Annotated in this window: 15 protein-coding genes; 11 read left to right on the top strand and 4 right to left on the bottom strand. The window is 66.4% G+C overall.

Annotated features, from left to right (window positions below):
* Positions 1-16: 16 nt before the first annotated feature.
* The 9 genes from glcD to DIE06_RS26965 all read left to right on the top strand — a co-directional run bounded on the left by glcD (position 17) and on the right by DIE06_RS26965 (position 11,353).
* Positions 17-1,516 carry a glycolate oxidase subunit GlcD gene (glcD, locus tag DIE06_RS27005; protein ID WP_124663992.1) on the top strand — a complete coding sequence of 500 codons (1,500 nt, stop codon included), beginning with the start codon at positions 17-19 and terminating at the stop codon, positions 1,514-1,516.
* A complete protein-coding gene (gene glcE / locus DIE06_RS27000) occupies positions 1,516-2,598 on the top strand; it encodes a glycolate oxidase subunit GlcE (protein WP_124663991.1) in 1,083 nt (360 codons plus the stop codon). Before glcD ends, glcE begins: the two co-directional genes overlap by 1 nt.
* Positions 2,599-2,622: 24 nt before the next feature.
* Complete coding sequence (gene glcF, locus DIE06_RS26995) at positions 2,623-3,843, top strand: glycolate oxidase subunit GlcF (protein ID WP_124663990.1); 1,221 nt, start codon at positions 2,623-2,625, stop codon at positions 3,841-3,843.
* A 22-nt stretch (positions 3,844-3,865) separates the two neighbouring features.
* A complete protein-coding gene (locus DIE06_RS26990) occupies positions 3,866-4,270 on the top strand; it encodes a heme-binding protein (protein ID WP_124663989.1) in 405 nt (134 codons plus the stop codon).
* Positions 4,271-4,312: 42 nt separating this feature from the next.
* Positions 4,313-6,487: a malate synthase G gene (locus tag DIE06_RS26985; RefSeq protein ID WP_124663988.1), complete on the top strand. Its 2,175-nt coding sequence runs from the start codon at positions 4,313-4,315 to the stop codon at positions 6,485-6,487.
* 526 nt (positions 6,488-7,013) lie between these two features.
* Positions 7,014-8,576 carry a GGDEF domain-containing protein gene (locus tag DIE06_RS26980; protein WP_124663987.1) on the top strand — a complete coding sequence of 521 codons (1,563 nt, stop codon included), beginning with the start codon at positions 7,014-7,016 and terminating at the stop codon, positions 8,574-8,576.
* A gap of 120 nt (positions 8,577-8,696) precedes the next feature.
* A complete protein-coding gene (locus DIE06_RS26975; RefSeq protein WP_124663986.1) occupies positions 8,697-10,076 on the top strand; it encodes a cache domain-containing protein in 1,380 nt (459 codons plus the stop codon).
* 31 nt (positions 10,077-10,107) lie between these two features.
* Positions 10,108-10,752, top strand: a complete 645-nt coding sequence (locus tag DIE06_RS26970; RefSeq protein WP_124615400.1) for a response regulator transcription factor — start codon at positions 10,108-10,110, stop codon at positions 10,750-10,752.
* 364 nt (positions 10,753-11,116) lie between these two features.
* On the top strand, positions 11,117-11,353 hold the full coding sequence (locus DIE06_RS26965; protein ID WP_124663985.1) for a hypothetical protein: 237 nt from the start codon (positions 11,117-11,119) through the stop codon (positions 11,351-11,353).
* Between the two features lie 97 nt (positions 11,354-11,450).
* Here the strand turns inward: DIE06_RS26965 and DIE06_RS26960 are convergent, their stop codons facing one another.
* Positions 11,451-12,047: a phospholipid-binding protein MlaC gene (locus DIE06_RS26960; RefSeq protein WP_124663984.1), complete on the bottom strand. Its 597-nt coding sequence runs from the start codon at positions 12,045-12,047 to the stop codon at positions 11,451-11,453.
* 325 nt (positions 12,048-12,372) lie between these two features.
* Between DIE06_RS26960 and DIE06_RS26955 the strand changes: the two genes are divergently transcribed.
* Together DIE06_RS26955 and DIE06_RS26950 are read left to right on the top strand one after the other, a co-directional pair.
* Positions 12,373-15,006 (top strand): MMPL family transporter, encoded by a 2,634-nt coding sequence (locus DIE06_RS26955; protein WP_124663983.1) that lies wholly within the window; start codon positions 12,373-12,375, stop codon positions 15,004-15,006.
* Positions 14,999-16,012 carry a VacJ family lipoprotein gene (locus DIE06_RS26950; protein ID WP_124663982.1) on the top strand — a complete coding sequence of 338 codons (1,014 nt, stop codon included), beginning with the start codon at positions 14,999-15,001 and terminating at the stop codon, positions 16,010-16,012. The genes DIE06_RS26955 and DIE06_RS26950 overlap by 8 nt, the downstream gene beginning before the upstream one ends.
* Before the next feature lie 39 nt (positions 16,013-16,051).
* On the opposite strand, the gene tssM is transcribed toward DIE06_RS26950, so the two are convergent.
* The 3 genes from tssM to DIE06_RS26935 all read right to left on the bottom strand — a co-directional run bounded on the left by tssM (position 16,052) and on the right by DIE06_RS26935 (position 21,329).
* A complete protein-coding gene (gene tssM, locus DIE06_RS26945) occupies positions 16,052-20,074 on the bottom strand; it encodes a type VI secretion system membrane subunit TssM (RefSeq protein WP_124663981.1) in 4,023 nt (1,340 codons plus the stop codon).
* 28 nt (positions 20,075-20,102) lie between these two features.
* A complete protein-coding gene (gene icmH / locus DIE06_RS26940) occupies positions 20,103-20,894 on the bottom strand; it encodes a type IVB secretion system protein IcmH/DotU (protein WP_260433776.1) in 792 nt (263 codons plus the stop codon).
* Positions 20,895-21,074: 180 nt separating this feature from the next.
* Positions 21,075-21,329 (bottom strand): PAAR domain-containing protein, encoded by a 255-nt coding sequence (locus DIE06_RS26935; RefSeq protein WP_124663979.1) that lies wholly within the window; start codon positions 21,327-21,329, stop codon positions 21,075-21,077.
* Between the last annotated feature and the right edge of the window lie 558 nt (positions 21,330-21,887).

Here is a 21,887-nt window from a genome sequence, read left to right as displayed (position 1 = left end):
GAGACGGAGACACACGATGAGTTTCACCTACGACGAACGGATCGACGGCCCGCTGGCGACCATCGACCGCGACACGCTCGTCGCCGCGCTCAGTGCGGCGGCGCCCGGCCTCGACGTGCTGCACGAGCGCGAGGCGCTGAAGCCGTTCGAATGCGACGGCCTCGCCGCGTACCGCACGGTGCCGCTCGCGGTCGTGCTGCCCGACACGGTCGAGCAGGTGCGCGCGGTATTGCGCGTCGCGGCCGCGCACGGCGTGCCGGTCGTCGCGCGCGGCGCGGGCACCGGGCTGTCGGGCGGCGCGATGCCGCTCGAAAAAGGCATCCTGCTCGTGATGTCGAAGTTCAACCGGATTCTCGAGATCGACGCCGATGCCGGCGTCGCGCGCGCGCAGCCCGGCGTGCGCAATCTCGCGATCTCGCAGGCCGCCGCACCCTACGGTCTCTATTACGCGCCCGATCCGTCGTCGCAGATCGCATGCTCGATCGGCGGCAACGTCGCCGAAAACGCGGGCGGCGTGCACTGCCTCAAATACGGGCTGACGGTCCACAACATCCTGAAGGTCGAGATCCTGACGATCGACGGCGACGCGCTGACACTCGGCGCCGATGCACTCGACGCCCCCGGCTTCGACCTGCTCGCGCTGTTCACCGGCTCCGAGGGGATGCTCGGCATCGTCACCGAAGTGACGGTGAAGCTGCTGCCGTTGCCGCCGAGCGTGAAGGTGCTGATGGCGAGCTTCGACGACGTCGCCGAAGCCGGCGCGGCGGTCGCGCGAATCATCGGCGCGGGCGTGATTCCCGGCGGGCTCGAGATGATGGACAACCTCGCGATCCGCGCGGCCGAGGACTTCATCCACGCCGGCTATCCGGTCGACGCACAGGCGATCCTGCTGTGCGAACTCGACGGCGCGGCGACCGATGTCGACGAAGACGCCGAACGCGTCGCCGCGCTGCTGCGCGACGCCGGCGCGTCGGAGATCCGCGTCGCACAGGACGAAGCGGAGCGGCAGCGCTTCTGGGCCGGCCGCAAGAACGCGTTCCCGGCGGTCGGCCGCATGTCGCCTGACTACTACTGCATGGACGGCACGATCCCGCGCCGCGAGCTGCCGCGCGTGCTCGAAGGGATCGCCGCGCTGTCCGCCGAATACGCGCTGCCGGTTGCGAACGTGTTCCACGCAGGCGACGGCAACATGCATCCGCTGATCCTGTTCGACGCGAACCGTCCCGGCGAACTCGACCGCGCGGAAGCGCTCGGCGGCAAGATCCTCGAGCTGTGCGTCGCGGTAGGCGGCAGCATCACCGGCGAACACGGCGTCGGGCGCGAGAAGATCAACCAGATGTGCGTGCAGTTCAACGCCGACGAAATCACGTTCTTCCATGCGGTGAAGGCCGCGTTCGATCCGCAGCGCCTGCTCAATCCCGGCAAGAACATCCCGACGCTGCACCGCTGCGCCGAATTCGGTGCGATGCACGTCCACCACGGCAAGCTGCCGTTTCCCGAACTGGAGCGCTTCTGATGCAACGCGAACGCGAACCCGAATCGATCGACGCCAGCGCGGCGCTCGTCGCGCAGGTCGACGCCGCGATCCACGCTCGCCAGCCGCTGCACATCCGCGGCGCGGGCACGAAGGCCTTCGTCGGCCGCGCCGTCGAAGGCCGCACGCTCGATGTGCGCACGCACCGCGGCATCGTCGCGTACGACCCGACCGAACTCGTCATCACCGCGCGCGCGGGCACGCCGCTCGCCGAACTGGAAGCGATGCTCGACGCGGCCGGCCAGATGCTGCCGTGCGAGCCGCCCACGTTCGGCGGCGCGGCCACGGTCGGCGGGATGTTCGCGGCCGCGCTGTCGGGGCCGCGCCGCCCGTGGGCCGGCGCGGTGCGCGATTTCGTGCTCGGCTGCCGCGTGATCACCGGGCACGCGAAACACCTGCGCTTCGGCGGCGAGGTGATGAAGAACGTCGCGGGCTACGACGTGTCGCGGCTGCTCGCGGGCAGTTTCGGCTGTCTCGGCGTCGTGACCGAGGTGTCGCTGAAGGTGCTGCCGAAGCCGCGTGCGACTGGCGATCTCGCGTTGCCGCTCGCTGCGGGCGAAGCCGTGCAGCGCGTCGCCGGATGGCGTCGCGCCGGGTTGCCGCTCGCGGGCGCCTGCCATGCGGACGGCGTGCTGCGCGTGCGGCTCGAAGGCGGCGAGGGCTCGGTGAAGGCCGCACGCGACACGATCGGCGGCGAGCGCATGGACGATCGCGACGACGGGTTCTGGGCGCGGCTGCGCGACCTGTCGCTGCCGTTCTTCGACGATCCGCGCCCGCTGTGGCGCGTGTCGGTGCCGGCCGCCGCGCCGCTCGATGCGCTGCCCGGCGTGCTGCTGGTCGACTGGGGCGGCGCGCAGCGCTGGCTGAAGAGCGACGCCGCGCCGGCCGACGTGCAGCGGTTCCCCGCGCAGTGGGGCGGCCACGCGACCTGCTTCACGCCCGGCACGACGCCCGAGCCGTGCCAGCCGTTGCCGCCCGCGCTGCTGCGCGTGCATCGGCAGCTGAAGGCGCAACTCGATCCGCATGCGATTTTCAACCCCGGCCGCCTGTACGCGGACGTCTGACGCCAACCCGACTCCGAACCGCCGATGCAAACCAATCTCAGCGAAGCCAGCAAGGCCCTCGACCGGGCCGACGAAGCGGAAGCGATCCTGCGCGCGTGCGTGCACTGCGGCTTCTGCAATGCGACCTGCCCGACCTACCAGGTGCTCGGCAACGAGCTCGACGGGCCGCGCGGACGCATCTACCTGATCAAGCAGATGCTCGAAGGCGAGCCGTGCGGCGAGCGCACGCAGCAGCATCTCGACCGCTGCCTGACCTGCCGCAACTGCGAGACGACCTGTCCGTCCGGCGTGCGCTATCACACGCTGCTCGACATCGGCCGCGCGGAAGCCGAGAAGCGCGCGCGGCGGCCGGCGCGCGAGCGCCTGCTGCGCGCCGGCCTGCGTCACGTGGTGCCGCGACCGGCGACCTTCGCCGCGCTGCTGAAGGCCGGCCGCGCGCTGCGCCCGCTGCTGCCCGGCACGCTGCAGGACAAGATCCCGGCCGCCGTGCCCGCCGCCACGCCGCGCCCACCCAGACGCCATGCGCGGCGCGTGCTGATGCTCGAAGGCTGCGTGCAGCCGTCGCTGTCGCCGAACACGAACGCGGCCGCCGCGCGCGTGCTCGACCGCCTCGGCATCAGCGTGACGCCCGCGCGCGAAGCCGGCTGCTGCGGCGCGACCGAATATCACCTGAACGCACAGGACGCCGGGCTCGCGCGCGCACGCCGCAACATCGATGCGTGGTGGCCGGCGATCGAGGCCGGCGCGGAAGCGATCGTGCTGACGGCGAGCGGCTGCGGCGCGTTCGTGAAGGAATACGGCGACCTGCTGCGCTCCGACCCCGTCTATGCGGACAAGGCACGGCGCGTCAGCACGCTTGCGCGCGACCTCGCGGAAGTGATCGCGGCCGAGCCGCTCGACGCGCTGGCCGAGTCGACGCAGCGCCGCATCGCGGTCCACTGCCCGTGCACGCTGCAGCACGCGCAACGGCTCGGCGGCGCGGTGGAAGGCATCCTGATGCGGCTCGGCTTCGATCTGACGAATGTCGCCGACGGCCACATGTGCTGCGGCTCCGCCGGCACCTATGCGCTGACGCAACCCGCACTCGCGACGAAACTGCGCGACAACAAGCTCGACGCGCTCGAAGCCGCACGGCCGGACCTGATTGTCACGGCCAACATCGGCTGCCAGACTCACCTGAACGGCGCGGGCCGAACCACCGTGCGCCACTGGATCGAGCTCGTCGACAACCGACTCGTCAACTGACCGCTGATTCCGGAGGAACCCCATGAAAACGAAACCCGAACTCGAGCTCGCCGACGTCGAACACATGCTCGCCGCCGCCCGGTCGGAAGCCGAGCGTCACGGCTGGGCCGTGTCGATCGCCATCGTCGACGACGGCGGCCATCTGCTCGCGTTCGCGCGCCTCGACGGCGCGTCGGCGGCCAGCGCCACCATCGCGCAGGACAAGGCGCGCGCGGCGGCGCTCGGCCGTCGCGAGACGAAGGCGTATGAGGATATGATCAACGGTGGCCGCACGGCGTTTCTGAGCGTGCCGCTGACCGGGTTGCTCGAAGGCGGCGTGCCGGTCACGGTGGACGGCCGCATTGCGGGCGCGATCGGTGTGTCTGGCGTAAAGTCCGAACAGGATGCGCAGATCGCCCGCGCCGGCACACAAAGCGTCGCGGGATAACCAGCCAAGCCGCGCGCGTATTTTTCCCCGGGAGGAATCACGATGATCGACCAAGCAGGACTGCAAGTCGCGCCAGCGCTGACCCAGTTCATTGAAAACGAAGCACTGCCCGGCACCGGTATCGACAAGGCCGCGTTCTGGAGCGGTTTCTCGGCCCTGGTGCACGACCTCGCGCCGCGCAACCGCGAACTGCTCGCGGAACGCGACCGCCTGCAGCAGGAACTCGACACGTGGCATCGCGCGCACCCCGGCCCGGTACGCGACCATGCCGCGTATCGCGCGTTCCTCGAACAAATCGGCTACCTCGTGCCGGTCCCGTCGAACGTCGCGGCAGCCACCGCGAACGTCGATAGCGAGATCGCGACGCAGGCCGGCCCGCAGCTCGTCGTGCCGCTGTCGAACGCGCGCTATGCGCTGAACGCCGCGAACGCACGCTGGGGCAGCCTGTACGACGCGCTGTACGGCACCGACGCGCTGCCCGAGGACGGCGGCGCCGAACGCACCACGGCCTACAACCCGACGCGCGGCCAGCGCGTGATCGACTACGCGCGCAACGTGCTCGACAACGCGGCGCCGCTCGCGAGCGGCTCGCACCGCGACGCGCTGGGCTACCGCGTGCAGGACGGCCAGCTCGCCGTCGAAACCGGCAAGGGCGTCGTGCACCTCGCGCAGCCGGCGCAGTTCGTCGGCTACCAGGGCGCGGCGGGCGCACCGTCCGCGATCCTGCTGAAGCACAACGGCCTGCACCTCGAGATCCAGATCGACGCGTCGACCCCCATCGGCCGCGCCGATCTCGCGAACGTCAAGGACGTCGTGCTCGAAGCCGCGGTCAGCACGATCATCGACTGCGAGGATTCGGTCGCGGCGGTCGACGCCGACGACAAGGTCCAGCTCTATCGCAACTGGCTCGGCCTGATGCAGGGCACGCTGGTCGAGGAAGTCGCGAAGGGCGGCAAGACCTTCACGCGCCGCCTGAACGCCGATCGCGAGTACACCACGCCGGCCGGCGGCACGCTGTCGCTGCACGGCCGCTCGCTGCTGTTCGTGCGCAACGTCGGCCATCTGATGACCAACGGCGCGGTGCTCGACCGCGACGGCAACGAGATTCCGGAAGGCATCCTCGACGGCGTCGTCACGACGCTGTGCGCGCTGCACGACCTGAAGGCCAAACGCAACTCGCGCACGGGCTCGATCTACATCGTGAAGCCGAAGATGCACGGCCCGGTCGAAGTCGCGTTCGCCGACACGCTGTTCGCGCGCATCGAGGATCTGTACGGCCTGCCGCGCAACACGCTGAAGATGGGCATCATGGACGAGGAACGCCGCACCAGCGTGAACCTCGCCGCCTGTATCGCCGCAGCCGCCGCGCGTGTCGCGTTCATCAACACCGGCTTCCTCGATCGCACCGGCGACGAGATGCACACCGCGATGGAAGCGGGCCCGATGATCCGCAAGGGCGACATGAAGTCGTCCGCGTGGATCCAGGCGTACGAGCGCAACAACGTGCTCGCGGGCCTGTCGGCCGGCCTGCGTGGCCGCGCGCAGATCGGCAAGGGCATGTGGGCGATGCCGGACCTGATGCACGCGATGCTCGAGCAGAAGATCGCGCATCCGCGCGCCGGCGCGAATACCGCTTGGGTGCCGTCGCCGACCGCCGCGACGCTGCACGCGCTGCACTACCACCTCGTCGACGTGCAGGCCGTCCAGCAGGAACTCGAGAAGACGCCGTACGCGAGCGAGCGCGACACGCTGCTCGAAGGACTGCTGACCGTGCCGGTCGTCGAGCGCGCCGCCTGGAGCGAGAGCGAGATCCTGAGCGAGGTCGAGAACAACGCGCAGGGCATTCTCGGCTACGTCGTGCGCTGGGTCGAACAGGGCGTCGGCTGCTCGAAGGTGCCGGACATCCATGACGTCGGCCTGATGGAAGACCGCGCGACGCTGCGCATCTCGAGCCAGCACATCGCGAACTGGCTGCGCCACGGCGTGATCACCGAGGCGTTCGTGCTCGACGTGTTCAAGCGGATGGCGCGCGTCGTCGACCAGCAGAACGCGGGCGACCCGAACTATCGCCCGATGGCGCCCGGCTACGACCAGTCGACCGCGTTCAAGGCCGCGTGCGCGCTGGCGCTGCAGGGCACGTCGCAGCCGAGCGGTTATACCGAGCCGCTGCTGCATCGGTTCCGGCTCGCGTACAAGGCGCAACAGCACGGCGCGTAAGCCTTCGCATGCGGGCTTTCCCGCATGCGGTTTCACGAAACGGGCGGCCATCACGGCCGCCCGTTTTCATATACAAAATTGACGCGGACGCTGAAACCGATAATCGGTCCGTGTCGCACGACTTCTGGTTCCGGGTGCGCCGGCCGTTAAAGCATGAAAATCGGCGACCGTGGAATGCGCAAAGCTCGCGCTCCGGGCGAATAGCCTTGCGCTGCAACGTTCTACGGTTGATTGGCAAGCATCGGCCTTCGCGACAATTTGATCCGGATCAACGCTCCTCGACATTTTCCGCGTGCACGAATGCGCGCGTTATACTCGGACCAATCCGCGCCCGATTCGTCGGATCGTTGAATCGCGGGGTGATTCAGCGGTTTATCCGGCCGTCGTCACAGATAATCGGGGCCCGGTTTCCCGGTCGGGCGGGCAGAATGCGCACAGGGGGCGCATAGCGGATCGCCGCCGGCAAATCATACGAACTATCGCATCGGCCCGCCGCCCGGCGGCGATGCCCATCGATCCACGGACCATGGCAGAAACCGACTACGCAATGCCCAGCGAATCCGGCCTGACGAGCCGCGTCGCCGCTCAATTGCGCCGGTTCCTGCTGCCGCACCTGATCTTCTATTCAGGGCTGCTGATCGCGCTGCTCCTGTTGCTGCTGTGCGGCATCTTGCTGTACGAAGGCCGCATCGACGCACGCGATCGCGCGCGCACCACGCAGCAGAACATCGCGCTGATGGCGTCGTGGGACATCGAGCGCAACATCGAGATCTATGCGCTGTCGCTTCAGGCGGTCGTCGAAGGTGCGAACGATCCGGCGGTCGTCGCCCTGCCGATGCCGCTGCGCCGCCAGGTGCTGTTCGATCGCGCGACGACGGCCAAGTACCTCGGCGGCATCTACGTGCTCGACGCGAACGGCGACATCGCGGTCGACGGCAAGACCGACGTGCCGCGCAAGGCCAACTTCGGCAACGAATCGTACTTCACCGTGCACCGCGATCATCCGGACGTCGGCCTGTACGTCAGCGATCCGTACCATTCGCGGCTGCGCGACGGCTCGCCGAGCATCGCGCTCAGCCGGCGAATCACGCGGCCCGACGGATCGTTCGGCGGCGTCGCCGTGATGTCGATCCGGCTCGAATATTTCCAGAACCTGTTCTCGCGCCTGGCGCTCGGCGATCGCGGCTCGATCGCACTGATCAAGACCGACGGCCGGATGGTCGCGCGCCAGCCGTACGATCCGAAGATCGTCGGCCGCGACATCAGCGGCGCCAGCACGTTCCGGCACTTCATGACCGCGAATGAGGGCAGCTTCGCCGATACTGCGTCGATCGACGGCGTGCGGCGCCTGTACGTGTTCCGGCACCTCGAGAATCTGCCGCTGATCATCATGGTCGCGCGCTCGCAAGCCGACACCTACGCCGCGTGGTACGACCGCGCGATCCCGATCGGCTCGGCGATGGCCATGCTCGCGCTCGGCTTCGTCGCCCTGTCGCTGCTGCTCGACGTGCAGTTGCGCAAGCGTCACCGCGCGGAAACCGAGCTGCAGGCGCTCGCGCGCACCGACGGCCTCACCGGCCTCGACAACCGCCGGATGCTCGACGTCACGCTCGCGCGAGAATGGCGCCGCGCGGCGCGCTCGCAGCATGCGGTGTCGCTGCTGTTCGTCGACGTCGATCACTTCAAGCGCTACAACGACACGCAAGGCCACCAGGCCGGCGATGACGCGCTCGCCGCGGTCGCCCGCTGCATCGCCGGCTGCCTGCGGCGTCCGGCCGACTATGCGGCCCGCTACGGCGGCGAGGAGTTCGTCGTCGTGCTGCCGGATGTCGACACGCCCGGCGCCGTGACGATCGCCGAAGCGATCCGCACCGGCATCCTCGATCTCGGTATCCGGCACGACTCCGAATCGTCCGGCCGCCTGACCGCGAGCATCGGCGTGACGACCTGCTACCCGGAACGCGACGACAGCATCCAGGCCGCACTGAAGCTCGCCGACGACGCGCTGTACCGCGCGAAGGAACGCGGGCGCAACCGGGTCGTCGTGCAGGCGGCGCCGTCCGTCGACCGGATGCAGCGGCGCGCCTGACCCGAGCGTCGGCCGGCCGTCCGGCCGCGCCACCGTCACCCGCGGGCAAAATCATCGACAATGTCGGCTCGCCGCACCGCCGCGCACGCGCCCGCCGGCCCGCGCCCGCTTCGCACCACCATGAGACTCAAGGCAAAGATCTTCCTTCTGGCCATCGTGCCGTTCCTGCTCGCGATCGCCGGCATCGGCTTCGGCGTGCGCCAGCAGGCGACGTCGCTCGCACGCACGCAGCACGCGACGATCCAGGCCGCCTACCTGTCGAGCAAGGAAGTCGAGCTGAAGCATTACGTCGAGCTCGCGACGAGCGCGATCATGCCGCTGTACGACGCGAGCGGCCGCAATGCGCGCGACGACGGGCTGCTGCGCACGCAGGCGCTCGCGATGCTGCAGAAGATGGATTTCGGCCCCGACGGCTATTTCTTCGTGTACGACCTGCACGGCAATGCGCTGATGCATCCACGCGAGCCCGAGCGCGTCGGTCACAACTACTGGTCGATGCGCGACCCGCAGGGCGCGCTGACGATCCAGCAGTTGATCGGCGCCGCGTCGCACGGCGGCGGCTACGTGCGCTACACCTGGCAGCGGCCGTCGACGGGCAAGCCCGCGCCGAAGCTCGGCTACGTCGTCGCGCTCGAACGCTGGGGCTGGATGGTCGGCACCGGCATCTACCTCGACGATGTCGACACCGCGCTGCAACGCATCGATGCGCGCGCATCTGCGAACATCGAGCGCACGATGAGCTGGCTCACCGCGATCGCGCTGACCGGCGCCGCGGCGATCGCCGTCTGTGCGCTGGTGCTGAACGTCAGCGAGTCGCGCAGCGCCGACGCGAAGCTCAAGCAGCTTGCGCAGCGCGTCGTCGAATCGCAGGAGCAGGAGCGCGAGCGTCTGTCGCGCGAGCTGCATGACGGGATCAGCCAGATGATGGTGTCCGCGAAGCTGATGCTCGAATCCGCGCTCGCGCGCTTCGAGCGCGGCACGACACGCATGCCCGAAGCCGAGCAGGCACTCGCGTCGGGTGTCGGACGGCTCGGCGATACGCTGCGCGAAGTGCGGCGCATCTCGCATGCGCTGCGCCCGGCGATGCTCGACGATCTCGGCCTCGCGGCCGCGCTCGAGCAGCTCGTGCGCGAGCTCGGCACGGAAAGCGGCATCGACATCGGCTATACGCAGGTTGCGCACAGCGGCGCGCGACCGCTGCCCGCGCCGGTCAATACGGCGCTGTTCCGGATCGCGCAGGAAGCGCTCAGCAACATCGTCCATCATGCGCAGGCGTCGCGCGCGGCCGTCACGCTCGACGTCGGCGCGCATTCCGTCACGCTGACCATCGCCGACAACGGCTGCGGCTTCGATGCCGAGCGCACGCAGACCGATGCGCGCCGCGGCATCGGGCTGCGCAACATGCGCGAGCGCCTCGACGCGCTCGGCGGCACGCTGACGATCACGTCGCAGGTCGGCCACACCATCGTGGCCGCGCGCGTGCCGCTGCGCGCCGCCTGAACACGCGCCCCATCACCGGAGACCTTTGCCCATGAGCGCCCCCGATACCGCCCGGCCCGCTGCCCGACTGCTGCTCGTCGACGATCACCCGCTGGTGCGCGACGGCCTGCGGATGCGGCTCGAGGCGGCCGACCTGTCCGTGGTCGGCGAAGCCGGCAACGCGGACGAGGCGCTCGCGCTCGCCGCGTCGCTCGAGCCCGATCTCGCGCTGATGGACGTCGGCATGAACGGGATGAACGGCATCACGCTCGCCGGCGTGTTCCACGAGCGCTTTCCGGGGATTCGCGTGCTGATGCTGTCGATGCACGACAACATCGAATACGTGACGCAGGCCGTGCGCGCCGGCGCGAGCGGCTACCTGCTGAAGGATTCGCCCGCGAGCGAGATCGTGCGTGCGATCGGCGCCGTGCTCACCGGGCAGACGTTCTTCAGCGAAGGGCTCGCCGCGCGGATGATCCAGGCGAGCGCGACCGCGTCGCCGCTCGACCGCTTGACGCCGCGCGAGCGCGACATCCTGGATGCGCTGGCCGAGGGGCTATCGAGCAAGCAGATCGCGCAGCAGACGGGGCTGTCGGTGCGCACGGTGGAAACGCATCGGCTCAATCTGAAGCGCAAGCTCGAGATCGAAGGGCAGGCGGAGCTGATCAAGTTCGCGGTCGAGCATCGGCGGCGGTGAGTGGATTGCCGGCCGATTTTTTACATTCAGGTCCTTTGACATGAATGTTCGACGTGACGAACCACATCCGGTGTCGGGCCGTCGCGTCTTGCGCGATGCCGTCGAGAAGCACGGCTTGGCTTGCCTTGACTCAACCTGCAGCGACAGTGATTTCGCGGACAGTCCGTAACATTTCTCGGCAGCCGCGCAGTCGCGCGCGTGCGGCGGTAGACGTCGTGGTTCAAGACGATTTCGCGGAGGAGGGGATCCCGATCGTGGTCCCCGGCAGGACTACCGAGTTGAGTGTCCCAGGTTCATCTGATACGGTCCGTCCAAATCCACTGCGGGATCGCCCATGTCAGCGTCATGCACCAATTGGACAACCGTGAAGACCGTCATTCTCGGCACGCTGCTCGCACGCTGGTTCGTCCGTCTCCCGATCGAGACGCCCATTCCCGCGGCAATCGAATCGGCGATGGCATTTTTCGGGGTCGACACCATTGCGCATGCCGACGACGTCGAGGGGATCGGCCTCTTGCTCGTACTGGCCGTCTGTCTCGTCGTGGCCGGCTTGGCTGTTTGGGGCGTTAACCGGGTAGTTCGGCGCCAGATGAAACACTGACGGTGCGATTGTTCAATGTGCGACGCCCCGGCCGCATTCGCGACCGGGGCGTCATGGTTTCAGCGTCGCATTTCAGTCGCGGCTCGCGCCGCGACCGTCAATTCGTCCGCGAGTTGTGCTTCTGCAGATACGCGATCAGGCCGTCGATGCCGCCCGACGCGAGCTGGCTCTTGAACTGGCCCTGATAGACCTGGATCAGCCACGCGCCCGACATGTCGATGTCGTAGATTTTCCAGTCATTGCCGACCTTGCCGAGCCGGTAGCCGACCGACTGGCTGTCGCCCGGCGTCGTGACCGTCGATTGCACCAGCGCATCGGCACCCGACGCACCGCCGGCCTTGAACGAGAACTTCGCGTCCTGGCTGCCGAGCTGCGCGAGCGACGCGGCATAGGTACGGGTCATCAGCAGCTTGAACTGCTTGTACAGCTCCTGCTGCTGTTGCGGCGTCGCCTGCTTCCAGGCATCGCCGACCGCGATGCGAGTCGTGCGCTCGAAGTTGGTCGCGGGCAGGAAGCGCTGCTCGACGACTTGCGTGACTTTCGTCATGTCGCCGCCGCGCGCACCCGGATCGGCCTTCATCGCGCTGACGGTGCCTTCGACCGCAGTGCGGACGATGTCGACCGGCGCGCTCTGCGCGAAAGCGGAAACCGACACGGCGGCCGCCGCGACGAAAGCAAACAGATGACGTTTCATACGGATATCGCTCGATGAGAAAAAACGGCCGGCGGATTGCATCGATCGCATCGGCCGGTGGGTCGAAGTATAGCGGCCCGGACGCCCGCCTGCCGCGCGGTGACCGACTGTTACCTTTGAGCCCCTTTTGTCACAGAGCCCGCCGCGGCGCGCTGCCGGCCGATCGTGTGAGTATCATCATACGAATTCCCGGCCCTTCCGCGCCGATTCGCGCGCCGCGGCGCAAATATCCTTCCCGCCCCTTTACGCTCCAACGTAGCGACCGACGCCACGTTGCGCCGGTATACTCGTTGCCTTGTCCTTGCCAGCCCCTCCCCACCGCCCCATGGTGACATCTCTCATCGTCCGACTCGTCGCATGGTCGGTACGCCGCCCCGTCTGGGTCGTCGTGCTGTCGCTCGTCATCGCCGTCTTCAGCGGCGTCTATGTCGTGCAGCACTTCAAGATCAACACGGACATCAGCAAGCTCGTCGACGCGGAACCGCAATGGGCCGCGCTCGGCCAGGCCGTCGACAAGGCCTTCCCGCAACGCAACGGCACCATCCTCGCGGTGGTCGAGGCGCCGGCCCCCGAATTCGCGACGGCCGCCGCGCATACGCTCACCGAAGCCCTGCAGAAGCAGGCCGACGCCGGCCGCATCGGCCAGGTCGCCGAACCCGGCGGCGGCCCGTTCTTCGAGCACAACGGGCTGCTGTTCCTGTCGCCGCAGGAAGTGTCGGACACGACGTCGCAGCTCGCGAGCGCGCGGCCGCTCGTGAACGAACTCGCGAAGAACCCGAGCCTGACCGGGCTCGCGACCACGCTGTCCACCACGCTCGGCCAGCCGCTGCTGACCGGCCAGGTGAAGCTGCCCGCGATGGCCAAGCTGCTCGCGCGCAGCGCCGCGACGGTCGACGACGTGCTGGCCGGCAAGCCGGCCGCGTTCTCGTGGCGCGGGCTGGTCGACAGCGATGCCGCGCGCCAGCCGGCACGCGCGTTCGTCACGGTGCAGCCCGTCGTCAACTACGGCGCGCTGAAGGCCGGTGCCGCAACAACCCGGGTGATCCGCGACACGGCGAAAGCGCTGGGCCTCGAGCAGCGCTACGGCGCGGTCGTGCGCCTGACCGGCGAACAGCCGCTCGCCGACGACGAATTCGCGTCGGTGGAAGACGGCGCCGCGCTCAACGGCGCGCTCACGCTGCTCGCGGTGCTCGTCATCCTGTGGCTCGCGCTGCGCTCGAAGCGGATGATCGGTTCGGTGCTCGTCACGCTGTTCGTCGGCCTCGTCGTGACCGCCGCGCTCGGCCTCGCGATGGTCGGCTCGCTGAACATGATCTCGGTCGCGTTCATGGTGCTGTTCGTCGGCCTCGGCGTCGACTTCTCGATCCAGTACGGCGTGAAATACCGCGAGGAACGCTTCCGCGATCAGCGCATCGATCACGCGCTGATCGGTGCCGCGCACTCGATGGGCATGCCGCTCGCGCTCGCCACCACGGCAGTCGCGGCGAGCTTCTTCTCGTTCATCCCCACCGCCTATCGCGGCGTGTCCGAACTCGGCCTGATCGCGGGCGTCGGGATGTTCGTCGCGCTGCTGACCACGCTCACGCTGCTGCCCGCGTTGCTGCGCCTGTTCGCGCCGCCGGGCGAATCGAAGACGCCGGGCTTCCCGTGGCTCGCGCCGGTCGACGACTTCCTCGATCGCCATCGCAAGCCGATCCTGATCGGCACGCTCGCGGTCGTGATCGGCGCGCTGCCGCTGCTGGCGTTCCTGCACTTCGACTTCAACCCGCTGCACCTGAAGGATCCGAACAGCGAATCGATGGCGACGCTGCTCGCGCTGAAGGATTCGCCGGAAGCGGCCGTCAACGACGTCACGCTGCTCGCGCCGTCGCTCGCCGACGCCGACGCGGCCGCGAAGCGCCTCGACGCGCTGCCGGAAGTCGGCCGCACGACGACGCTCACGACCTTCGTCCCGGCCGACCAGCCGGCCAAGCGCGCGGCGATCGCCGCGGCCGCGAGCGACCTGCTGCCCGCGCTGACGCAGCCGGCCGCGCCGGCCGCGACCGACGCGCAGCGCGTCGCCGCGCTCAAGCGCGTGTCGGACCTGCTGAGCTACGCGGCGGAAGATCACCCGGGCCCGGGCGCGGCCGCCGCGCAGCATCTGTCGGCATCGCTCGCGAAGCTGGCCACGGCCGACAGTGCGGCACGCGACCGTGCCGAACGCGCGTTCTCCGACACGCTGCGCATCGCGCTCACCCAGCTCGCGACGCTGCTGCAGCCACAGGACATCACGCGCGAATCGCTGCCGCCGCAGCTGGTGCGCGACTGGATCGCGCCGGACGGCCACGCGCTCGTGCAGATTTCGCCGAAGGTGCCGAAGGGCGTCGACCCGAACGACGACACGATGCTGCGCCGCTTCGCTCAGGCGGTGAAGGCCGCGGAGCCGGGCGCGATCGGCGGCCCGATCTCGATCCTGCATTCGGCCGACACGATCATCAACGCATTCCTGCACGCGGCGCTGTGGTCGATCCTCTCGATCACGATCCTGCTGTGGATCACGCTGCGCCGCTTCGGCGACGTGCTGCGCACGCTGGTGCCGCTGCTCGTGTCGGGCCTCGTGACGCTCGAGATGTGCGTCGTGCTCGGCATGTCGCTGAACTTCGCGAACATCATCGCGTTGCCGCTGATGCTCGGCGTCGGCGTCGCGTTCAAGGTGTACTTCGTGATGGCGTGGCGCGCGGGCCAGACGGGCCTGCTGCAATCGAGCCTCACGCACGCGGTGCTGTTCAGCGCCGCGACGACGGCAACCGCCTTCGGCAGCCTGTGGCTGTCGCATCATCCGGGCACGTCGAGCATGGGCAAGCTGCTCGCGCTGGCGTTGACCTGCACCCTGATCGGCGCCGTGGTGTTTCAGCCCGTCCTGATGGGCAAACCGCGCGTCAAACGCGCCAAGAACCAATTGCAAGGAAACAATGAATAAGGTGCGAATCATTGCGGCGACCGTCGCTGCCGGCGCCGTGCTGAGCGGCTGCGCGACGGGCCCGAACCGCAACCCCAACGACCCGCTCGAGCCGATGAACCGGGCGATGTACAAGTTCAACGACACGGTCGACACGAACATCGCCGTGCCGATCGCGAAGGGTTACCAGAAGGTCACGCCGGCACCCGTGCGTACCGCGATCAGCAACTTCTTCTCGAACCTCGGCGATCTCGGCAACATGGCGAACAACCTGTTGCAGCTGCGCATCACCGATGCGACGCAGGATCTGATGCGCGTGGCGATGAACTCGGTGTTCGGCGTCGGCGGCCTGATCGACATCGCAACGCCGGCCGGCCTGCCGAAGCATCACCAGGATTTCGGGCTGACGATGGCGCGCTGGGGCATGCCGTCCGGCCCGTACCTCGTGCTGCCCGTGTTCGGCCCGAGCACGATCCGCGACGGCGTCGGCCGCGCGGTGGACGTCCGCTTCAACCTGCTCAACTACATCGAGCCGGCCGTGCGCAATCCGATGTACATCGCGCAGTTCATCAGCGCGCGTTCGGATCTGCTCGGCGCGACCGATCTGCTGAAGCAGGCGGCGCTCGATCCGTACTCGTTCGTCCGCGATGCGTATCTGCAGCAGCGCAAGTCGCTGACGTATCACGGCCAGTCGGCATCGGCCGCGCCGCCGAACTACACCGAACCGGGTGAATCGGGCGCGGTACCGGCGGCCACGCCGGCCGTGCCGGGCTTGCCGAACTACGAGGATCCGGGCGAGTCGGGCGGCGCATCGGGCACGGCGCCGAACAACGCGCCGGCCGCGCCGGGGCTGCCGCGGTACGACGATCCGGGTGCCGACGGCGCGATGCCCGCGAGCGCGCCTGCCGCGGCTCCGGCGGCTGCGTCGGCTCCGGCGGCCGCGACGACGACCGCGCCGGCCGCCAACGGCGCGCCGATCGCGCCGGCGATGCCGACCGTACCCGCGAGCAGTCCGGCCGCGCAGTAACGGCGGCAGCCTCAGATCTGAAGCGCAAACTCCAGCCGTTCAGGAGCGGGCCAAAGACTTCACCCGGAAAGACGTAGGCGAGCCGATTCCAGGCTGCTCACCGTTCGTTCGACGCCCGCCCTTGCTTGCGACTGGTGGCCTGCCCTGGGGCAATCCCGGCGGCGGGCCACTATCTGGCAGGTTGAACACCGCCACCGTGCCAGGACACCGAAACGTCTTCAGCACGTCGCTTGTCAGCGGGTTCGCAACACTTCCTGCGCTCGCGATATCGAGCGCTGCCTCGCGACCATCAAAACTGAACGCGACGCGCGTGCGGCCCGGTGTGGCGGCCTCGACCACATGCCCCTTCCCGAGCAACCGCATCAGCGCCCACGGCCCGTCCGCCGCGATCGTCGAAGTGTCCGGCCGGATGCGCGGACTCGCCGCGATCCGGGCATGGACGCCGCCACGCGGTCCCGGCCATGTAACCGTGAATGGCGCGACCGGACCATGTCGATAGAGCGTCACCTGTCCGTCGATGTCGAGCGACAGGCTCATGATCGCCGGGTCGAGTTCAGGGATTCGGATTTCCGCTTTCCAGCTGAGCTGCCTCCGATCCGGATCGTTGAAGAAGATGTCGCGGATCGCCTTCGCATGCTCAAATGGCTCGAGGTCCGGGACCTGAACGGGTTCGGTCGCGCCCGGCAGCGTCCGGTAGCGCCACGGCTTCGCGGCCATGTCGACGAACGGTGCGAGCGTCTTCATGAAAAAGTCATCGATCACGCCGCCCTGCGCGAACATGCGCGTGAAATCGTCGATACCGACGTCACGCGTGCTATCAGGCGCAAACGGGTAATTGCCTTCGATCGTCATGCGACAGGTGTCTGCAACGGCTGCCTGCATCTGGCGCGACAGTAGTTGGCCGATACCCTGGTTCACCCCACGCGAGCCGTCGACAGCAAGTTGACGCAAGACGGCTCGAACCGGCGCAGGCATCGTGTCAGCCGTCATCTTGAGCTTCGCAGCATTCTCACTCACCGGCGGCATGCTGTTGTTCAACAGCGCATTGTCGGAAATCGCGAGCGTCTCGTAGTAGTCGTTCAACAGACCGGTAACGCCGTCCAGGCCCGTTTTGCTCACCGACGCCCCGGCCAACTGCGTCTCCGATCGCGCATCGGCATGGCCCGTCACCACTTCACGCAATGCCGCGAAACGGTTATCGACCAACTCGCGCTCAACCTGCTCCGATGCACGAGGCCCCAGTATCCGCTCGGTCTGTTGGTTGACAGCCTCGGTCGCTTGTTCGAGAAAGGAGCCGTCCCGTTTCGCCATCGGCCGCGTCAGCGTCGTTTCGTTTGCCGCCGCCCGCGCTAGACGGGTCAGCGGCGAATCGGGCGCAGCGAGGGCTCGCAGTACCGTCAAGTTGAAGGCAAGACTCGTTCCGCTCACGACGCGAATGTCGTCAAGAAACGCGTCCCATTGTCGAGCGTATTCGTTCAGGTACTGGCGCGTGATCGCGGTCAACAGCGCGTCGCCATTCCGGTTCGATACGTTTGACGCGCCAGCTGGATTTTTTGCGGAATCATCGAGCGTCCGGCGCCCCATTACCCAAGCATCGTCTTCGCTTGCCACCTGAAGGAATTCTGGCAGGCGTTTGCTGAACACCGCCCGATACCCCTCCAGCGTATAGATTCCTGGCACGCCGCTCGATAAAGGTGCTCCGCTGGCCCGCGTGAATACCACGCCTGCTTGTGGCCCGACGACATTCAGCAGCGAAAATTCGCGGGGCGCGTCTTTCGACATCACCGCCATGGCGCGCTGGTAAAGACGGTCGGTCGGATTGCTGCCGTCGAGAAATGCGCGCGCCTGCTGGATCATTCCTTCGTTGCGGGACAGTGGCGACTGCACGACATGTTCTTCGGAAAACAGTCGCTGTACGTGGCCGATCATTGTCGCGCGCCCGCCGAACATCGCCGCACTGTCGTGTCGCGCCCAATCGTCCAGCACCCACATCTTGACGTCGTTCGCGTTGAACCGGGTCCTGTCGTGGAGCATCAAGTACACGCGCAACGCGTCGTAAGCGGCCTTGGCATCACCGCTCGCCACGGCACTTTTGATCATCTCCTCCATCCGGCGAACGATTTGCGGTAACACAACCTGTTCCGACAGCGCCTCGTACACATGGCGGCTGTCGGACTCGATCATATTGAGGCGGTCCGCTCCGAGTCGCAACCCGACCTCGGAATCGTTGGCAAGATGCGTGGTGTCGCGCAACAGTTCGTTTGCATTGCCCAGAATCATCGGCACACGCTCAGGATTGGCGGAAAGGTCAGTTCGTGCCAGCAAGGCTGCCAGCGTACGTGTCTTGTGCGCTAGTGTGCCGAGCGACGCACGTTCCGCAACAAAGCTGTTCCAAAGACTCGTGCACAACCCTGCGGCGATCACCCACACGAGGGAATGCCCCAGCCACCGCTGTAAGCGCACACGATGCTCCCGGTTCCGATTCGGGCACGCGAGGTGCCCGTCGCGAAATACGACACCGTGCAACAAATCGCGCAGGAAATAGCTGGTTTCGCCACGCCCTCGTCGCGGGGGCTTCCATTGCGAACCGGAGGCACCAGCCATGCGTTGCAACACCGTTTGTCGTTCCGCAGCGACCTGCTTGCCTGTCTGGCCCGCGCTCGTCAGGTAAACACCTCGGAACACCGCACGCGATATCGCCGGCGCACCGTTGTCGCCTGCGATAAACACTTGCCCGATCAGGTCGGCCAGCGGCTCCGTCAGTGCCGTGAATGCCTCTGGCAACATTGCCAACCGGCGACGACGAGCCAGGTCGGTTTCATTGCGAAGCCGGCCGCTCACACCATCAGCAAGACACGTTGCCAGCAGACTCAATTCTGTCCTGATCACGTCGTCCGTCCGCGCGTCCGGGCCAGACTGCAATGTCATGCCCCATATCTGCGCACGCTGCCGCTCGCCAAGCGAAGCGAAATAGTCGGTGAAGCCCGGAAGCCGGTCCATTTTCGTGACAATGAGCCAGACGGGGAATCCGATCCCGAACTCCGTTTCCATCTCTTCGAGACGTGCCCGCAATGCACGGCTCTCTGCCGTACGCACGTCGGGGTCCGTGTGCGTCAACGCGGCGACATCGATCGTCAACAGCACGCCATTCAGCGGCAGGCGAGGGCGGATACGGCCAAGTAGCCGGAGAAATCCGTTCCACTCTGCGGCGTCGGAGTCTCTGCGAAGGCCGCCACTGTCGGTCGGCCGCTTTTCCGGTTTCCCGTCATTCGACGCTTCCGGCGGCTCTACTGTCAGCGAGTAGCGCGACGTGCCGTGCTGTACGTAATGGCCCGCTGTATCGATCAGCACTGCCTCATTGGTCAACCGCCAACCCGGCAAAGCCCAGGCGTCATCGGGTGCAAGCGAATGCTGAAGTTGCGCATCGAGCGGGAACACCAGACCCGCATTAAGCAGCGCCGTGGTCTTGCCTGAGCCCTTCGAACCCAGCACGACATACCACGGCACATCGTAAAGATACGCAGGCCATTGAAACAGCCGCGCCAAACCATGGGTACCACCGCGCCGGGCTTTCAACTGCGTGATCGCTACACGGGCCATGTCCTCGATCGTCGTCAGGCGCGATGCCGCCAACGGCCGAGCGCCACGCTTGCCGAGTCGAAGCAAACGTCTGAGTTCGCTCGGATGCCGGCGCATGCGCCTCCACCATTTGACCGACATCGACCCGGCGTAAACGAGCGCAACGCCGGCCATTGCCAGAATACGGACCGTTACCGACGCAAACAGCGGTTTGCCGGCCAATGTCAGAAGCGGGAAGGTATGCCAGATCGCGAGACAGAGCAGCGCGACGATTACGATGCTCGTCGGCCAATCGATCAGCCACAAGATCCATGCGGAGAGGACCAATGCGATCAAGGTCAGCCGAATGCCGACCGACGCGACTGGGGTCAGCCCTCCGAAACTCATCAGCGGGCCCGCAAACCAGATCACGGCCATAGCGGCAATCACCGTCACAATGGCCCACAGATGACGCGAATGCAGAAACGAGAGAATCTTCTTCATGTGTACGGGGAATGGCGTCCCACTGGCACTACCGTGCCGGGCTGGCCGCGGCCGGGGCGATCGCGCTGCCTGAAGCTACACGCGCAATGTTGGAGAGCTGTCGATGCACATCGTCCGCTTGCGCGTCCAACTCGGCGCGGCAAAAGACATGCAGCGCGCAGAGCGCCACTGACAGCAAGGCCACCGACATCCAGACCGGGATTTCGAAATGGAATGTCCGGCGAGCCGTTGCGGTAGATTGCGCGTGGGGCGAAAGCGCATCAGGAACAGGCGGGAGGTGCACGGCAATCGCGTTGTAAACCCGCTGTCGTACGCGTTCGTGCACGCCGAACGTCTTGCCATGCGGATACCGACCTTCAAAGCCCAAGCTGAAAATCCGGTAGATCACTTCGAGCAACGGCCAGTGGTCAGCATCATCTTTCAACAAACGCAGCGACAACGCGTAGATCTTCGAGCCGCCCTGGTTGTCCTCCCCGATTCGTTGAGTCAGCGTATCGGAAGCCCACGCGACACTGCCGGACGTATCGCCTCGTGCCACGAGTTCGCGCATTGCCGCTTCGTCCAGCGCGGTACACAGGCAATATCGTGCGCCGATCATGAGGTCGTCGCGGATATTTGCCCGCACACACAGGTGCTCGAATACGCGAACTTCGTCCATCAGCAGGTCGCGCAAGCGTTCGTCGTGGCCGATGTCGATCAATGCGGGCATATCCACAAACGCTCGAAGCAGCACTCTGCTCGACTCCAGCAAGGCGTTGCGGTGATCACGTACCGCGGCCAGTCTCGCCTGCTCGTCTTCAGGCGGCGAAATCGATCCCAATGGACGACTGCGGCGCGAGTTGGATCGCTGTCTCGTGTTCTTGCTGGAGAGAAAGGTGCTGTTCGGTCGTCGCGGTGGTGCGAGCACGCGACGAGCCGATACGGTTTTGGGTGCGCTAACGGACTGTGTCATGCCGGGGGAAATTCAGAATTCGGTTCATCGCGCTCAACGCAAGCACGATCAAACTGTTGGGCCGCCATCAGACACCACCAGAGTCGCGTCGCAACTGGTGCCGCTGCCGTGATGGGCAATTTGACGGCCATTGATCGTGCCGAAACCGCCGTTCGTAATGACACCCGGGCCGTGCAATGGGCACGACACGGAGTCGCCTACGCATGCTGCAGGACGGCCACTGATCGTGACGCCCGCGCTGGCCGATGTGACCGCGCCGCCGTGGGTAGTCAATGTGCCAATAGTTGCGACAAATGCTGACATTCAAAAACCCCTCAAAATAAATTGTCGATTTTCACCACGCGACAAAACACCCACTCACTCGTTCTTGCCAGACATCCCAAAGTAACTTGCAAAAAAAGAACGAACGGCGAGATAAACAAAACCGCACCCGCAAAATACCTCCTCACCCATAAAACTCTTCAATGGCTCATAAAAAAACGCGAGCGGCACAATAAATAACACGTAGAGCCGAGTTTTACCCATTCTTCGCACACCAACCTCCTTTCAGTTATCCTCACCACTAGATACACGCTCTCATTCACCCCCCCAAAAATCCCCATCCCAGCGTCTCTAGCAAATACGCAACAACATTGTGCGACCAAGATTGGCACCTACGCCATCGGATCGAATTTATGTGACATGTTTTCTCAGGAATCTCATATACAAATTACCATCTACTCCTTACCAATTTTTTCAGCGACAAACCTGACAATTGATATGTAAACCGCGTAAAAAGTAAAAAATAGCCACGGACTTAGCGTCGCCTTTATATACCAATATGGAATCATCCCCAAGAAAATCAAAACAATGTAAACATAA

Origin of the sequence: Burkholderia sp. Bp8998, assembly GCF_003854235.1 — a bacterium.
GTDB lineage: Bacteria > Pseudomonadota > Gammaproteobacteria > Burkholderiales > Burkholderiaceae > Burkholderia.
Note: the sequence above shows the minus strand (reverse complement) of the source record. Positions and strands in the feature narration are given on the sequence as shown.